Origin of the sequence: Nocardia sp. NPDC052566 (genome assembly GCF_044547285.1) — a bacterium.
Classification (GTDB): domain Bacteria; phylum Actinomycetota; class Actinomycetes; order Mycobacteriales; family Mycobacteriaceae; genus Nocardia.
The window spans coordinates 306,210-321,716 of the sequence record NZ_JBIUAF010000007.1; the positions used below are offsets into that span (position 1 = coordinate 306,210).

The following is a 15,507-nucleotide window of genomic DNA, read 5'->3' on the forward strand; positions in this document are numbered from 1 at the left end:
AATTGGTTCAGATCATGGCGCGGATGGTGCGCGCGACGCGTTCGAGCGGTTCGCGGCTGCGCTTGGCGCGGGCGAGCAGCAGCGCGCCCTCGACCATGGCCAGCAGCGAGGCGGCCAGGTCGTCGGCATCGGGCCTGCCCGCGAGCCGGATGCGCAGCGCCTGTTCCCATGCCGTGTACGCGGCGGCGCATTCGGTCTGGATCGAGTCGTTCACCGCGGCGACGTCGAGCGCGACGGTGGCGACCGGGCAGCCACTGCGCCAGCCGGAGGCCTCCAGCCGGTCACCGAACGCATTGAGCAGTGCGGTCGCCGAGTCGGCGGTGTCATCGGTTGCCACCGAGTCGATCAGCGCCGCGATGTCCCTGCCGGACTGCCTGATCGCCTCGGCGACGAGTTCGTCCTTGCCGCCGGGGAAGTGGAAGTAGACGGATCCGCGTGGCGCACCGCTGGTTTCGATGATCCGATTCAGCCCGGCGCCGAAGTATCCCTGTTCTTCGACGAGGGTCCTGGTGGCTTCGATCAGCTTGCCCCTGGTCTCGTCTCCCTTAGCGCCCATGTTCGAAACTATAGACCGGTCATCATATTTTTGCGAGCCGAGCCGCGAATTCACGGCAAACATGGGATGATCCGTACTGATGACGGCTGCCCGCCAGGGCGGAGACGCTGGCGAAACGGCGCCCATTAAGCTGAGCGGCGGTAATTGCCGGCCCCATTCCCCAGGAGTACCCCACAGTGAGCCAAGCAGGCCGTCCTGTTGTTCTGATCGCCGACAAGCTCGCCCAGTCGACCGTCGACGCGCTCGGTGACGGTGTCGAGGTGCGGTGGGTCGACGGCCCCGACCGCCCGGCGCTGCTCGCGGCCGTGCCCGAGGCCGACGCCCTATTGGTGCGCTCCGCGACCACGGTGGACGCCGAGGTGCTGGCGGCAGGCAAGAACCTGAAGATCGTCGCCCGTGCCGGTGTCGGCCTCGACAATGTCGACGTGCCCGCGGCCACCGAGCGTGGCGTCATGGTCGTCAACGCACCCACCTCGAACATCCACACCGCCGCCGAGCACGCCGTCACCCTGCTGCTCGCCGCCGCCCGCCAGATCCCGGCCGCCGACGCCACCCTGCGCGAGCACACCTGGCAGCGCAGCAAGTTCAACGGTGTCGAGATCTTCGGCAAGACCGTCGGCGTCATCGGCCTCGGTCGCATCGGCCAGCTCTTCGCGCAGCGCCTGGCGTCCTTCGAGACCAAGGTCATCGCGTACGACCCCTACACCTCGCCCGCCCGCGCCGCCCAGCTGGGCATCGAGCTGCTGAGCTTGGACGAGGTGCTCGAGCGCGCCGACTTCCTGTCCATCCACCTGCCCAAGACGCCCGAGACCAAGGGCATGCTCAACGCCGAGACGATCGCCAAGACCAAGAAGGGCGTCATCATCGTCAACGCCGCCCGCGGTGGCCTGATCGACGAGCAGGCGCTGGCCGATGCCATCACGTCGGGGCACGTGCGCGCGGCCGGTATCGACGTGTTCGAGACCGAACCGTCCACCGACAGCCCGCTGTTCGAGCTGCCGCAGGTCGTGGTGACCCCGCACCTCGGCGCGTCCACCGCGGAGGCGCAGGACCGGGCGGGCACCGATGTCGCCAAGTCCGTCAAGCTCGCCCTCGCCGGTGAATTCGTGCCCGGCGCGGTCAACGTGACCGGTGGCGCGGTCAACGACGAGGTTGCCCCGTGGCTGGAGATCGTGCGCAAGCAGGGCGCGCTGGTCGGCGCGCTCGCCAACGAGCTGCCGGTCAGCCTCGAGGTTCAGGTGCGCGGTGAGCTTTCGGCGCAAGACGTTGCGGTGCTGGAGCTTTCGGCGCTGCGCGGGGTGTTCTCCGCCCTCGTCGAGGACGCGGTGACCTTCGTGAACGCGCCCGCGCTCGCCAAGGACCGCGGCATCGAGGCCGCCGTCACCACGCATTCGGAGAGCCCGACCCACCGCAGCCTGGTCGACCTGCGCGCGGTGTTCGGCGACGGCCGCACCCTGAACGTGGCGGGCACGCTGACCGAGCCGCACCAGGTGCAGAAGATCGTCAACATCAACGGCCGCAACTACGACATGCGCGCCGAGGGCCTCAACCTGGCCGTGCTGAACTACGAGGACAAGCCGGGCGCGCTCGGCAAGATCGGCACCAAGCTCGGCGAGGCCGGGATCGACATCCTGGCCGCACAGCTGAGTCAGGATGTGGACAAGGAAGGCGCAACAGTGGTTCTACGTGTGAACCGCGATGTCCCCGCCGAGGTCCAGACCGCGATCGCCGAATCCGTCGGCGCCGCGAAGATCGTCCTGGTCGACCTGTTCTGATAGCGACCACGCCGCGCGCCGCTACCTTCCAGGTGGCGGCGTGCGGCGTATCTGCCCGGTGACGGCCCGCGACCAGGCACCTAGTAGCGTGACGGTGCTGCTGATCGCCCGGCTCTATCCGGTGGAACTTTGAACACTGCGGCGTGAGCTCAGGCCCGGAGGCGGGCGGCTTGCGTCACCACGTAGGGCCCGCGAACGCCGCTAATCGAACGGAGCGTTGTTTTATGAAGCTGGCTGTCATCCCCGGTGACGGAATCGGCCCCGAGGTCATCGCCGAGGCGCTGAAGGTGCTCGACGTTGTCGTGCCCGGCGTCGAGAAGACCGAGTACGACCTGGGTGCCAAGCGCTACCACCGGACCGGCGAGATCCTGCCCGACTCGGTGCTGCCCGAGCTGAAGCAGCACGACGCCATCCTGCTCGGCGCGATCGGCGACCCGTCGGTGCCGAGCGGCATCCTGGAGCGCGGCCTGCTGCTGCGCACGCGGTTCGCGCTCGACCATCACGTGAACCTGCGCCCGTCCAAGCTGTTTCCCGGTGTGACCAGCCCGCTCGCCGGTGATCCCGATATCGATTTCGTCGTCGTCCGCGAGGGCACCGAGGGCCCGTACACCGGCACCGGCGGCGCGATTCGCGTCGAGACCCCGCACGAGGTCGCCACCGAGGTCAGCACCAACACCCGCTTCGGCATCGAGCGCGTGGTGCGCTACGCCTTCGCCAAGGCGCAGGCCCGCCGCAAGCACCTCACCCTGGTGCACAAGACCAACGTGCTCGCCTTCGCGGGCTCTCTGTGGCAGCGCACCGTCGACGAGGTCGCGGCCGAATTCCCGGATGTGACAACGGCTTACCAGCACATCGATGCGGCGACCATCCACATGGTCAACGATCCGGGCCGGTTCGACGTGATCGTCACCGACAATCTGTTCGGCGATATCATCACCGATCTCGCGGCCGCGGTCAGCGGCGGCATCGGCCTGGCGGCCAGCGGCAATATCGATGCCTCCGGCGTGAATCCGAGCATGTTCGAGCCGGTGCACGGCAGCGCCCCCGATATCGCGGGCCAGTCCAAGGCCGATCCGACCGCCGCGATCCTCTCGGTGTCGTTGCTGCTCAACCATCTCGGCAATACCGAGGCGGCGGCCCGCATCGAATCCGCGGTCGCCAAGGATCTGGCGTCGCGTTCGGGTGCGGCGTCGACCGTGGCGGTCGGCGACCGGATCGCCGCCATCGTCTGATCCATCAGTCGCTCGAAAAGAGCCCTGCGCCATATCGATCGGCGCGGGGCTCTTTTCTGTAGGTGAGAGTGTTTCGTACGTCACCACTTTCGTGGCTGACCCTCGATCGCTCGGCCGACCATTTTGGTCAGGTCGCGGATGATGTCGTAGACGGCGTCGGAGATGGTGTCGTGCACGATCTCGACGGGCTCGCCGATCGGGCCGACGGCGTCGAACACCTCACCCGCGACGGCGCGGTGCTGACGCTGGACATAGGACGCGGAGCGGGTTATGTAGGTGACGATATCGGCGGCGCGGGCACGCAATTCGGCGATCTGCTCGCTGACCGGCAGGTCGGCGGGTGCTTGGAACATGGCTATCTCCTTGTGCGGTAGGGCAATTCGGTATGGATCGGTCGGCTACCAGCCGGGCGGCTTCGGCATATCCGGCATCGGGGGCAGGGACATGCCTGGCAGCGGCGGGATCGGCGGCAGCGGTGGCAGATCCGGTAGCGGCGGGAACGGTCCGGTCGGTGGCATCGGGCCGCTGAAGCGCTGGAACGCGGCCTGCCTGGTGGTGCCGAGCAGGTCGCCGATCTCGGCCCAGGTGTGGCCCTCCTCGCGTGCCTGCCTGGCCAGGGTGTGCAGGATGTCCTCGACCAGGCGGCCGAGGCTCCTGGTCGCGGTCAATGCGGTGAGGACGGGGGCCGCGGGCCGTCCCGATTCCGGGCTGAGCGCACCGACGACCAGTTCCACGTTGGCGGACAACAACTTTCCGAGCATCGCCCGCTCATCCTGCGGGTCGGTGCGCTGTTCTTCGGTCATGTGTAAAGCGTGACTTGACGTCTCGGCCGTGTCAAGGCTGGGTTTACATGACGTGTGCGGGCTATCTCTTGGCCGTGCGCGGCGCGGCGCGATGCTGCGCGAGTCCCGCCGCGCGACCGACGAAAGCGACTGTGGCCGGGATGATCTCGTTGGCCGAGCGGCCCGCGTCGAGCAGATCCATGGCGCGGGCGAGCGCGCCGTCGATGAGGGTGGCGGTGAGATCCGGATCCGGATTGCCGTGGTCGGCGAGCGCGGCGCGCAAGGGGGCGGTCACCTCGTGCTGGGCGCGGGTCAATTGTTCGCGGGAGCCTTCGTCGCGCGGCAGGCTGCCGCCGAGTACGGCGATGCGGTGGGTGCCGGATGCGGCCAGCGCCAAGGTCGTTCGCACGTAGGCGTCGATGCGGCCCGCCGGGGTTTCGGCGCGTTCGACGGTGTCGCGCAGTTGCGCGCCCCACTCGGCGAACGCATCCGAGACGATGCGGGTGAGTATCTCCTCGCCGGAGTGGAAGTACTTGTAGACGCTGCTGCGCGCGAGCCCGGTCGCGGCGCCGACCGCGGAGGGTGTAACCGCTTGCGGCCCACCGGAGAGCAGTAGGTCACGGGCGGCATCGAGCAGCGCGCGTTCCTGGTTCGCGCGGTGCTCGATGATGGTCGGTGCATCGATCTTCGGCATGAGCCTCCCCGCGTTGATGGCAACGGGCTGTCGCCATCTTAGCATCTCGGCGTCAGCGAAACGCGTCCGCCCCATGCGGTGGGGCGGACGCGAATCCTGCTGTGGGTGATAGCTATTCGGTGCGACGGTCGGCCGGAACCAGCGGGATCGCCGCGGCCGCCATGGCGGCGGCGACCACATAAGCGGCGGGGAAGCCGCTGGCGGTGATCAGCGCGCCCAGCGCCGGGGGCACCGCGGCGACGGCCAGGTTCTGGCCGGTGTTCTGGATACCGAGCCCGCGCCCGCTCCAGTAGGGCCCCGCGATCTCCGCGACCGCGGTGAACGCCAGGCCGTTATCCGCCACGGTGATCACAGAGGCGGCGATCAACAGCGGGATGGCGGCGAACCACCAGTGCGTCCACGCGGTGAAACCCAGTGCGGCCATACAGATCACGGCCGCGACGGCGACGGTGCGCAGCGGTCCCATCCTGCTGCCGACGCGGTCGGACCAGGCGCCCGCGCCGATTCTGCCCAAGGCGCCCAGTATTTGGGTCATCGTGACCAAAGCGCCCGCCGCGGCCAGCGACCAGCCGATGTCGCGGTGCAGCCACAGCAGCGCGAAGGTCCACACGGTGGCCTGCGGGACGACAAGCAGCACCGAGACCGCATGGATGCGCCACAGGGTGGCATCGCCGCGATAGGGGTTGGCGCGCAGTCCCTTATCCGCGGCGCCCGCCGTGCGTGGCGGATCGACGATGCCGATCACGCAGCCGATCGCGGCCACTCCGGCCATCAGCGCGGGAACCAGAATCGCCGCGGGCACACCGTAGTTCGCCGCAACGGCGGGAATCGTCAGTGCGCCGATGCCGACGCCGAGCGGCTGCGCGGTCTGCCGAATACCCATCGCCAGCCCGCGCCGGTCCGGCGGGAACCAGCCGACGATGACCCGGCCGCTCGCGCCGTTGGTGCTCGCCGCGCCGACGCCGCCGGCGAACAACAGTGCGCCAAGCGCGATGTCGTTGGACGCGCACGCGGCCGCGATACCGGCGACGAACATCACCAGCGGCCCGCCGATCAGCACCTTGCGCTCGCCGATGCGGTCGACCACATAACCCCACGCGATCAGTGTGCAGACCAGTCCGACGGTCGGCATCGCGACAAGCAGGCCCGCGGTGGCCAGCGCCATGCCGTCATCGGTCAGCGCGGGAAGCAGGAAGGGGACGCCGTGGATGAAGACCGAGCTTGCCGCCTGGGCGAAGACGCCGAGTCCCAGCATGGACCAGCGCCTGACCTCGTGAATCGGGGCAGTGGTAGCCATCGGCCTCACCTCAAAATCTCAATATCTGGGATTAAATTCCCACTGAATGAACATCGAGGCTCACGCTACACCCTGCGCGCAAGCCGATTTCGCACCGCGGCTGTCTATCTGGTCACAGCGGCGGCGGGTCGTCCCGACGCGCCGCGCGGACGTCCCGTACCGGGTGGTCGGCCGTGTAAGAGCAGGTCGATAGACTGCGAGCCATGCGTCTAGGTCGAGTTGCCAGTCCCGATGGGGTCGCGTTCGTCAGCATCGAAGGGGAGGGAAGCGACACTGTTGCGAAGGAGATCGCGGAACACCCGTTCGGTACGCCCACATTCACCGGACGGAGCTGGCCGCTGGCCGATGTGCGCCTGCTCGCGCCGATCCTGGCGAGCAAGGTGATCTGCATCGGCAAGAACTACGCCGCGCACGCGGCGGAAATGGGCGGGCCCGCACCGGCCGACCCGGTCATCTTCATGAAGCCGAGCACGTCGATCGTCGGGCCGAATGCCCCGATCATCTTGCCGCCCAGCTCCTCTCAGGTCGACTACGAGGGCGAGCTCGCCATCGTCATCGGCCGCCCGTGCAAGGACGTGCCCGCCGCCCGCGCGCTGGACGTGGTGCTCGGCTACACCGTTGCCAACGATGTGACCGCGCGCGATCAGCAGCGCCACGACGGCCAATGGACACGGGGCAAGGGCTACGACACCTTCTGCCCGCTCGGCCCGTGGATCGAAACCTCCTTGGACCCTTCGGATCTGGAGATCCGCACCGAACTCGACGGTGAGGTCCGCCAGCGCAGCCGCACATCGCTGCTGCTGCACGACATTCCGAAGCTCATCGAGTGGATCACCACCGTCATGACGCTGCTGCCCGGCGATGTCATCCTGACCGGTACCCCGGAGGGCGTCGGCCCGATGCAGCCGGGACAGCAGGTCTCGGTGACCATCGAGGGCATCGGAACCCTCACCAATCCCGTTGCCGCCAAGCGCTGAGTCGAAGTCGAAAGAGAGCCATGACTGAAGTACGGGTCCGTTTCTGCCCGTCGCCCACCGGGACGCCGCACGTCGGCCTGATCCGGACGGCGCTGTTCAACTGGGCGTACGCGCGCCACCACGGTGGCAAGTTCGTCTTCCGCATCGAAGACACCGATGCCGCACGCGATTCCGAAGAGTCCTACCAGGCGCTGCTCGGCGCGCTGCGCTGGCTCGGACTCACCTGGGACGAGGGTCCGGAGGTCGGCGGGCCCTACGAGCCGTACCGGCAGTCGCTGCGCCGTGATCTTCATCTCGATGTGGTCGCGCGTTTGCTGGAAGCCGGCGAAGCCTACGAATCCTTCTCCACGCCAGAGGAAGTCGAGCAGCGCCACCTGGCCGCGGGCCGCGACCCGAAGCTCGGTTACGACAACTATGACCGAGATCTCACCCCGGAACAGATCCAGGCGTTCCGAGATGCCGGGCGCCCCGCGGTGATTCGGCTCCGGATGCCCGCCGAGGACCTCACCTGGCACGACTTGGTCCGCGGCGAAACCACTTTCAAGGCGGGCAGCGTGCCGGACTTCGCGCTCACCCGCGGCACCGGCGATCCGCTGTACACACTGGTCAACCCCGTCGACGACGCACTGATGAAGATCACCCACGTGCTGCGCGGCGAGGACCTGCTCTCCTCGACCCCGCGCCAGCTCGCGCTGTACGCCGCGCTTCGCCGTATCGGGGTGGCGGAGTTCACTCCGGAGTTCGGACATCTTCCGTTCGTCATGGGCCAGGGCAACAAGAAGTTGTCCAAGCGCGATCCGGAGTCGAATCTGTTCGTACATCGCGATCGCGGATTCATCCCTGAAGGTTTGCTGAATTACCTGGCTCTACTCGGGTGGAGTATCGCGGATGATCACGATGTGTTCTCTATGGCGGAGATGGTGGCCGCCTTCGACATATCGAAAGTGAATTCGAATCCGGCCCGATTCGATCAGAAGAAGGCCGACGCACTCAACGCCGAGCACATCCGGTTGCTGGAACCGGGTGATTTCACTCACCGACTCCGGGAGTACCTCACCGAACACGGCCACATCGGCGCCGAAATCGACGAGAAGCTGTTCGCGAGTGCGGCCGAACTCGTGCAGACGCGAATCGTGGTCCTCACAGATGCATGGGATCTTTTGCGATTCCTGTTCGCGCCCGCGGAACAGTTCGCGATCGACCCCGCGGCGGGTGCGAAGAATCTCGGCCCCGATGCCGAACCCGTTTTGCGCGCCGCCATCGCCGCGCTGGAGCCGCTGGCGGAGTGGACCACCGCGGCGATCGAGGACGCGCTCAAAACCGCGCTGATCGATGAACTGGCACTCAAGCCGCGCAAGGCCTTCGCGCCCGTGCGCGTCGCGGTGACCGGATCGCACATCAGTCCGCCGCTGTACGAGTCGCTCGAACTGCTCGGCCGCGAGACCACCCTGGCCCGGCTGCGGTCGGCACAGGGCTTCGCAGCCGCAAACTGAGCCCAAACAGGCCTTTGACCAGGCGATTTGTAGTTCACCCATGGCCTTGGGGTAATCTTCTTCTCGGCCCGGAACACGGTCTCGAGTCAGCCAGACACGAGGTCGGAATCCCTGGTCAATGGGGTATGGTGTAATTGGCAACACAGCTGATTCTGGTTCAGCCATTCTAGGTTCGAGTCCTGGTACCCCAGCGGAGATCGTTGAAGAGAGTTCGGTTCGCGGCCGAAATCCCTACAGCATCTGGCGATTTGGACGCCGAGCTTCGGTCCGCTAAGCTAACCGAGCTTCCAAAAAGCGCCTGACCGGGTGAAAGCCTGGGAGCGCAACCGATCGAAAGATCACCGGATGGTCACCACGAAAGTGGGAGATCAGTCCTGGCCCCGTCGTCTAGCGGCCTAGGACGCCGCCCTCTCAAGGCGGTAGCGCGGGTTCGAATCCCGTCGGGGCTACGCAAATGGACGGCCCATGCTCATAGAGAGCATGGGCCGTTTTTGCTTCGCAATGTCTTGTGGGGGCCGCGCCCCCACACCCCCAGCCCGGAGGGGCTTCGCCCCCCCGGACCCCCCTTGGGCGGGGCTGGGATTGGCTCGGGGTCTGCGATGTGTGCCCTTCGTGTCGGGCGGGGGGACCTCCTGGTTGTTGTCGGGGACTTTCTGGTTGTCGGGCTGCGGTGCCTGGTGTCGTGGCTCTGGGATCTTTCCGCTGGCTGGGATCGGTGGGGTCTACTGCTGTGGTTGCCACCTGGTGTGGCGAGGGCTGGGGGCTCCTGGGGCTTTTCGTGGGGCGGGGGAGCTGCTGGTCGTCGGTTGGCTGGAGTTGGTCGGTGTTGCTGAGTGCGGGGGTCTGGCTTGGGGTTGGTGGCTGTTGCGGTAATTGCCTGGTGGTGGTGAGTGTTGCTGGCTGCTGGGGCGTTTCGCTGCTTGGCTGCTGGTCGGGGTACACGTAAGGCCCTCCAGTCCGGGACTGGAGGGCCTTTTCGGTGCTGCCAAGGGGTTAGCCGCTCTTGCGGCGGAATTCCCGTTTGTGGCTGGCGTTTCCGTGGGTGGATGCGGCCTTGGAGCGGCCGTCCAGGTGGTCGGCCGCGCGGGCGCTTTGCTGCTTCTTGCGCTCCAGGGCCTCGCGGAACTTGCGTTTCACGTCCTCGGCGCTGGCTTCGGTTTCGCCAGAGCCGTTGGAACTACTACCCGATTCCGCCATCGCCTGCTCCTCGTCGTTGAGCCGCGCGTCGCACCCTCGCGGGCGGCGGCGCCCGGCCGATTCATGTCGAACCAGACGACGCTAACGTGTGGACGGCCTGGTTGTCAGGTCGATTTGGTCGTGGCGCGGTCAGTCGCGCGGCTCGGCGGTGGTGCCGCCGAGGGGGAGTGCGGGCAGGCCGAGCTTGCGGTGATCCCAGCTGCGGATGCGCTCGGGCACGACGCGGATCGCGATGCGCTTGTTCAGCATGGACTCCACGAAGGGGCGCGCCTCCTCGGAGTAGGGGCCGGTGTAGCGCTCCCACACGCTGACACCGACCGCGAACAGCCGTTCAGGGTCTTCGACGATCTCGGCGGTGCCCTCGAGGGAGACGCCGCGCAGCTGGTCGTAGGTGTCGCCGGCTTCGAGCATGCAGGTGATGCGGGGGTCGCGGCGCAGGTTGACGGCCTTCTGCGATTTCGCCTTGGTCTCGAACCACAGCTCGGGGAGCTTGCGGACCGAGCCATCCGCCGCAAGCTCGCCGTCGAGCAGTGCGTACCACATGGCGATCAGGTGGGGCCTGCCGTCGGCGCCGACGGTGGCCATGGTGGCGATGCGGCTGCGCTCGAGGAAATCGGTGATCTCGCTGTCGGTCATCACGATCTGCGACCGTTGGTTAACTCCCATGGGGTCACTGTAGTGAGGGCATGTGTCGTCGGTTACACCCGTCGGGTCACAGCCGCTTGTGCAGCGCCTCGGCCGCCGCGACGAGATCGGCGGCCCAGCGCGCGCCGGGCCTGCGGCCCATCCGGTCGATCGGGCCGGACACCGACACCGCGGCGACCACCATGCCCGCGGCATCGCGCACCGGTGCGGACACGCTGGCCACGCCCGCGGCGCGTTCGGCGGCGCTCTGTGCCCAGCCGCGCCTGCGCACCTCGGCCAGCGCGCGCTCACCGAACACGGCGTCGGCCAGGACGGTGCGCTGCAGTTCGGGATCGGACCAGGCGAGCAGCACCTTCGCGGCCGAGCCCGCGGTCAGCGGTAGCCGGGCGCCGATCGGGACCGTATCGCGCAGGCCGACGGGCGGTTCCAGCGCCGCGATGCAGATCCTGGCGTGGCCGTCGCGGACGTAGATCTGCACGCTCTCGCCGGTGATCTCGCGCAACCTCGGCAGGATGGCGCCCGCGGCCTCGGTGAGCGGGTCGGTCGCGCCGGCGGCGAGCTCGGCGAGCGCCGGGCCCGGCCGCCATTGACCGCTGCTGTCGCGGGCGAGCAGCCGGTGCACCTCGAGGCCGACGGCCAGGCGATGCGCGGTCGCGCGCGGCAGGCCGGTGCGCTCGCACAGCTCGTTGAGACCGCACGGATGCTCGGCGACGGCATACAACACTGCCACTGCTTTGTCGAGGACGCCGATGCCGCTATGCTGTCTCATAGAACGATATTAGCGTCTCGCATGTTGAGATTCTACGCGGATGTTGAGATTCCACGCTCAGCCCGCGACCCGCCGAATCGGCCGCACCATCAGCCCATACCCGGTGCGGACCTGCTGCTAGTCGAAAGGTGATCGAGTTATGGCCGAACGCCCACGCACGCTGGCCGAGAAGGTCTGGGAGCAACACGTCGTCGCCCGCGGTGCGGGGGAGGGCGTGGCACGCGAACCCGACCTGATCTACATCGATCTGCATCTCGTGCACGAGGTGACCAGCCCGCAGGCCTTCGATGGGCTCCGCGCGGCGGGCAGGCCGGTGCGCAGGCCCGATCTCACCATCGCGACCGAGGACCACAACGTCCCGACCGTCGATATCGACAAGCCGATCGCGGATCCCGTTTCCCGCACCCAGGTGGAGACGCTGCGGCACAACTGCGCGGAATTCGGCGTGCGGCTGCATCCGATGGGCGATCTGGATCAGGGCATCGTGCACGTCGTCGGGCCGCAACTCGGCCTGACCCAGCCGGGCATGACGGTGGTCTGCGGCGACAGCCACACCTCGACCCACGGCGCGTTCGGCGCGCTGGCGATGGGCATCGGCACCAGCGAGGTGGAGCATGTCCTGGCCACTCAGACGCTGTCGCTGCGCCCGTTCAAGACGATGGCGATCACGGTGGACGGCACCCTGCCCGAAGGCGTCACGAGCAAGGACCTGATCCTGGCCGTCATCGCCGAGATCGGGACCGGCGGCGGTCAGGGCTACGTTCTGGAATACCGCGGCGAGGCGATCAGGGCCATGTCGATGGAAGCCAGGATGACCGTCTGCAACATGTCCATCGAAGCGGGCGCACGGGCCGGCATGATCGCTCCGGACGAAACGACCTATGAATTCCTCCAGGGACGCCCGCACGCGCCTCAGGGAGCCGACTGGACGGCAGCAGTGGCCGCCTGGGACGCACTGCGAACCGACGAGGGCGCGGTGTTCGACGCCGAGGTGCGCATCGACGCGAATGCGTTGACACCGTTCGTGACCTGGGGCACGAACCCGGGACAGGGTGCGCCGCTGGGGGAATCGGTGCCAGACCCCGCCCAGATCGCCGATGTGACGGCACGCGAGTCGGCCGAGAAGGCGCTGCGGTATATGGATTTGGAGCCGGGTACTCCACTTCGCGACGTGACCGTGGACACCGTATTCGTCGGATCGTGCACCAACGGCCGCATCGAGGATTTGCGCGCGGTGGCCGGGATTTTGAAGGGACGCCACGTCGCCGACGGCGTGCGAATGCTGGTTGTACCGGGCTCGATGCGGGTTCGGGCGCAGGCGGAAAAAGAAGGACTGGGCGAGATTTTCACGGCCGCGGGCGCCGAATGGCGGCAGGCGGGTTGCTCGATGTGCCTGGGAATGAATCCCGATCAGCTCGCGCCCGGTCAGCGCTGTGCTTCGACGTCGAACCGCAACTTCGAGGGCAGGCAGGGCAAAGGTGGCCGCACACACCTGGTTTCCCCGCTCGTAGCGGCCGCGACGGCGGTACGCGGAACCCTGTCCTCGCCTGCGGATCTGGACTGATCCGCCGCGATACCCCCACCGACTCAGGAGAAATCACCATCATGGAAGCTTTCACCGTGCATAAGGGGATCGGCGTCCCGTTCCGTCGATCCAATGTCGACACCGACCAGATCATCCCGGCGGTGTACCTGAAGCGCGTGACGCGCACCGGATTCGAGGACGGTCTGTTCGCGGCTTGGCGCACGGATCCGGACTTCATTCTGAACACCGAGCCCTACAACAGGGGCAGTGTGCTGGTGGCCGGTCCGGATTTCGGCACCGGTTCCTCACGTGAGCATGCGGTATGGGCGCTGTCGGACTACGGCTTTCGGGTCGTCATCTCGTCGCGGTTCGCCGACATCTTCCGGGGCAATGCCGGTAAGGGCGGCCTGTTGGCCGCTCAGATGTCACAGAACGATGTCGAAATGCTCTGGAAGTTGCTCGAGGAACAGCCTGGGATGGAATTGGTTGTGGACCTGGAGAGTCGGACGGTGACGGCCGGAACCGTCGTGTTGCCGTTCGATATTGACGACTACACCCGGTGGCGTCTGCTCGAAGGATTGGACGACATCGGGCTCACGCTGCGGCGCAGCGACGTCATCGGCGAGTTCGAAAAGGCAAGGCCGACTTGGAAACCCACCACCCTCCCGGCACATATTTCGCAAGCGTAATCACCTCCGGGTGTTAGCTGGGCGACTAGGTGGCCGGTAGCTGGACGTGTGCTAAACCACATGAATTTTGGCGTGGCACATAGACTCTTGCCCATTGTGGGTTTACCGTGGTACCTAGTCGGTCCGACGACGGGCCATTAGTCTGCGGAGGATTCAATGAACAAGGCGGAACTGATCGACGTTCTGACCGAAAAGTTGGGTACGGACAGGCGCACGGCTACTGCGGCAGTTGAGAGTGTTGTCGACACCATCGTGCGCGCGGTTCACAAGGGCCAGAGCGTCACGATCACCGGATTCGGTGTGTTCGAACAGCGCAAGCGCGCCGCGCGCGTCGCTCGCAACCCGCGTACCGGCGAAACCGTCAAGGTGAAGCCCACTTCGGTGCCTGCGTTCCGTCCGGGCGCTCAGTTCAAGGCCGTCATCGCGGGGAAGCAGAAGCTCACCGCCAGCGGCCCCGCGGTCAAGCGCGGTGCGAATGCGCCAGTGGCAGCGAAGAAAGCGGCTGCCAAGAAGACCGCCGCCAAGAAGACGGCCGCCAAGAAGGCGACCGCGACCAAGGCGCCCGCGAAGACCACGGCCAAGAAGGCCGCGAAGAAGGCTCCCGCCAAGAAGACGGCCGCCAAGAAGACCGTCGCCAAGAAGACGGTGGCGAAGAAGACCGCCACCAAGGCCACCGCCAAGAAGGCGCCCGCCAAGAAGGTGGTCGCCAAGAAGACGGTCGCCAAGAAGACGGCTGCCAAGAAGGCTCCGGCTCGCAAGACGGCCGCCAAGAAGGCGCCCGCTCGTCGCGCCCGGTAACCACTGCGGCAGCGGAGTTTTCCCGCTGGATGATCGGCCTACGGCCGAATCATCAGCTCCACGTGTACGAAACGGCCCCAGGGAGACCTCCCTGGGGCCGTTTCTTGTGTCCTGTTCGGGGTTTGACGCTCAGGCCTCGATGACCACACCGAGCGCGCGGTCCATGTGGTCGGCGGCCACCAGCCGGTCGCCGACGAACGACAGCGCCCACACACTGCCCTTGCGGTTGCGCGCGGGCGGCAGTGTCACGCCGTCCTTGTCGGCCCACCATCGCAGCAGATCGGGAATCACCTTGCCCTGACTGCACACAACGCGCACCGCGCTCGATGTCACCAGCGACGCCATCCGCTGCCGCGCCTCGTCCTGCGCTGCGGCATAACCGGTTTCGGATAGCAGCGGCTCCAGCACGATCTCGGCGCCGAGCTTGTCGGCCAGCGGTGAGACGGTCTGCACGCAGCGCACCGGATCGGCCGAATGAACCTCGGATGCCCCGAACGCCAACAGATTCGGTACCAGCGCCTCGGCCTGGGCCAGCCCCGCCTTCTCCAGCGGACGCTCGAAGTCCTGGCCCGCGAAGCGATCTCGGCGTCCGGCCTTACCGTGGCGCACAAGCAGCAGCGTGCTGGTGTCGGGCGGGAGCCGGGTGAACGTCCGAACCACTTGGCGGTCCATCGGATACGACAGCTGATCCTGCACCCGGTCGAGCGGGTACCAGCCGAGCTCGTCGACCTCCGAGTTGGCCGCGAAGGCGCCACCGGCCACCTCGGCCGCCCAGTAGTCGACCCGCTTCAGCTTGCGGTGTCCCGGAATCGGGTACGTCACATGCCCGAGATAGCGGCCGAGCACGCAATCCAGACCGGTTTCCTCGGCCACCTCGCGCACGGCGGCGAGTACCGGGGTCTCACCGGGGTCGAGCTTGCCCTTGGGCAGCGACCAGTCCTGATACTTCGGGCGATGGACGACGGCGATCTCGATGCCGCCGTCGGCCGCCCGCCGCCACACCACCGCGCCCGCGGCGTGAATGTTGGCTTTGACACGGGGATCCCAGAAGGATCCCCCTTCCATCTCGTATCCCGCC

At 67.1% G+C, this 15,507-nt stretch carries 16 protein-coding genes and 2 tRNA genes; 9 read left to right on the plus strand and 9 right to left on the minus strand.

Annotated elements, in window-relative coordinates; translation table 11 throughout:
- Window positions 1–7: 7 nt before the first annotated feature.
- The gene (locus ACIG5A_RS36080) at window positions 8–556 is read right to left on the minus strand and encodes a TetR/AcrR family transcriptional regulator (protein WP_397248565.1); all 549 of its coding nucleotides are present in this window, start codon (window positions 554–556) and stop codon (window positions 8–10) included.
- A gap of 176 nt (window positions 557–732) precedes the next feature.
- Here ACIG5A_RS36080 and serA point away from each other — a divergent pair, with 176 nt between their 5' ends.
- Both serA and ACIG5A_RS36090 read left to right on the plus strand, forming a co-directional pair.
- Window positions 733–2,331, plus strand: a complete 1,599-nt coding sequence (serA, locus tag ACIG5A_RS36085; RefSeq protein WP_397248567.1) for a phosphoglycerate dehydrogenase — start codon at window positions 733–735, stop codon at window positions 2,329–2,331.
- A 224-nt stretch (window positions 2,332–2,555) separates the two neighbouring features.
- A complete protein-coding gene (locus ACIG5A_RS36090; RefSeq protein ID WP_397248569.1) occupies window positions 2,556–3,563 on the plus strand; it encodes a 3-isopropylmalate dehydrogenase in 1,008 nt (335 codons plus the stop codon).
- An 80-nt stretch (window positions 3,564–3,643) separates the two neighbouring features.
- Here the strand turns inward: ACIG5A_RS36090 and ACIG5A_RS36095 are convergent, their stop codons facing one another.
- From ACIG5A_RS36095 to ACIG5A_RS36110, 4 genes are all read right to left on the minus strand, one after another.
- Window positions 3,644–3,916, minus strand: a complete 273-nt coding sequence (locus tag ACIG5A_RS36095; RefSeq protein WP_397248571.1) for a hypothetical protein — start codon at window positions 3,914–3,916, stop codon at window positions 3,644–3,646.
- 45 nt (window positions 3,917–3,961) lie between these two features.
- Entirely contained in the window at window positions 3,962–4,366 is a 405-nt protein-coding gene (locus ACIG5A_RS36100) for a hypothetical protein (RefSeq protein WP_397248573.1), read from the minus strand.
- 61 nt (window positions 4,367–4,427) lie between these two features.
- Entirely contained in the window at window positions 4,428–5,039 is a 612-nt protein-coding gene (locus ACIG5A_RS36105; protein WP_397248575.1) for a TetR/AcrR family transcriptional regulator, read from the minus strand.
- A gap of 112 nt (window positions 5,040–5,151) precedes the next feature.
- Entirely contained in the window at window positions 5,152–6,336 is a 1,185-nt protein-coding gene (locus tag ACIG5A_RS36110) for an MFS transporter (RefSeq protein WP_397248577.1), read from the minus strand.
- Window positions 6,337–6,539: 203 nt separating this feature from the next.
- Here ACIG5A_RS36110 and ACIG5A_RS36115 point away from each other — a divergent pair, with 203 nt between their 5' ends.
- From ACIG5A_RS36115 to ACIG5A_RS36130, 4 genes are all read left to right on the plus strand, one after another.
- Window positions 6,540–7,313 carry a fumarylacetoacetate hydrolase family protein gene (locus tag ACIG5A_RS36115; protein ID WP_397248579.1) on the plus strand — a complete coding sequence of 258 codons (774 nt, stop codon included), beginning with the start codon at window positions 6,540–6,542 and terminating at the stop codon, window positions 7,311–7,313.
- A 20-nt stretch (window positions 7,314–7,333) separates the two neighbouring features.
- The gene (gene gltX, locus ACIG5A_RS36120; RefSeq protein WP_397248581.1) at window positions 7,334–8,806 is read left to right on the plus strand and encodes a glutamate--tRNA ligase; all 1,473 of its coding nucleotides are present in this window, start codon (window positions 7,334–7,336) and stop codon (window positions 8,804–8,806) included.
- A gap of 119 nt (window positions 8,807–8,925) precedes the next feature.
- Window positions 8,926–8,997, plus strand: a tRNA-Gln gene (locus ACIG5A_RS36125).
- 185 nt (window positions 8,998–9,182) lie between these two features.
- A tRNA-Glu gene (locus ACIG5A_RS36130) sits at window positions 9,183–9,255 on the plus strand.
- 544 nt (window positions 9,256–9,799) lie between these two features.
- On the opposite strand, the gene ACIG5A_RS36135 is transcribed toward ACIG5A_RS36130, so the two are convergent.
- The 3 genes from ACIG5A_RS36135 to ACIG5A_RS36145 all read right to left on the minus strand — a co-directional run bounded on the left by ACIG5A_RS36135 (window position 9,800) and on the right by ACIG5A_RS36145 (window position 11,417).
- Window positions 9,800–10,003: a DUF5302 domain-containing protein gene (locus ACIG5A_RS36135; RefSeq protein WP_397248583.1), complete on the minus strand. Its 204-nt coding sequence runs from the start codon at window positions 10,001–10,003 to the stop codon at window positions 9,800–9,802.
- A 129-nt stretch (window positions 10,004–10,132) separates the two neighbouring features.
- A complete protein-coding gene (locus tag ACIG5A_RS36140) occupies window positions 10,133–10,669 on the minus strand; it encodes a pyridoxamine 5'-phosphate oxidase family protein (protein ID WP_397248585.1) in 537 nt (178 codons plus the stop codon).
- 46 nt (window positions 10,670–10,715) lie between these two features.
- Window positions 10,716–11,417 carry an IclR family transcriptional regulator gene (locus ACIG5A_RS36145; protein WP_397248587.1) on the minus strand — a complete coding sequence of 234 codons (702 nt, stop codon included), beginning with the start codon at window positions 11,415–11,417 and terminating at the stop codon, window positions 10,716–10,718.
- Window positions 11,418–11,556: 139 nt separating this feature from the next.
- Between ACIG5A_RS36145 and leuC the strand changes: the two genes are divergently transcribed.
- The 3 genes from leuC to ACIG5A_RS36160 all read left to right on the plus strand — a co-directional run bounded on the left by leuC (window position 11,557) and on the right by ACIG5A_RS36160 (window position 14,429).
- The gene (gene leuC / locus ACIG5A_RS36150) at window positions 11,557–12,981 is read left to right on the plus strand and encodes a 3-isopropylmalate dehydratase large subunit (RefSeq protein WP_397248589.1); all 1,425 of its coding nucleotides are present in this window, start codon (window positions 11,557–11,559) and stop codon (window positions 12,979–12,981) included.
- A 41-nt stretch (window positions 12,982–13,022) separates the two neighbouring features.
- The gene (gene leuD, locus ACIG5A_RS36155; protein WP_397248591.1) at window positions 13,023–13,631 is read left to right on the plus strand and encodes a 3-isopropylmalate dehydratase small subunit; all 609 of its coding nucleotides are present in this window, start codon (window positions 13,023–13,025) and stop codon (window positions 13,629–13,631) included.
- 156 nt (window positions 13,632–13,787) lie between these two features.
- Window positions 13,788–14,429: an HU family DNA-binding protein gene (locus ACIG5A_RS36160; RefSeq protein WP_397248594.1), complete on the plus strand. Its 642-nt coding sequence runs from the start codon at window positions 13,788–13,790 to the stop codon at window positions 14,427–14,429.
- A gap of 129 nt (window positions 14,430–14,558) precedes the next feature.
- Here the strand turns inward: ACIG5A_RS36160 and ACIG5A_RS36165 are convergent, their stop codons facing one another.
- Window positions 14,559–15,494 carry an NUDIX domain-containing protein gene (locus tag ACIG5A_RS36165; protein ID WP_397249433.1) on the minus strand — a complete coding sequence of 312 codons (936 nt, stop codon included), beginning with the start codon at window positions 15,492–15,494 and terminating at the stop codon, window positions 14,559–14,561.
- Window positions 15,495–15,507 lie beyond the last annotated feature (13 nt).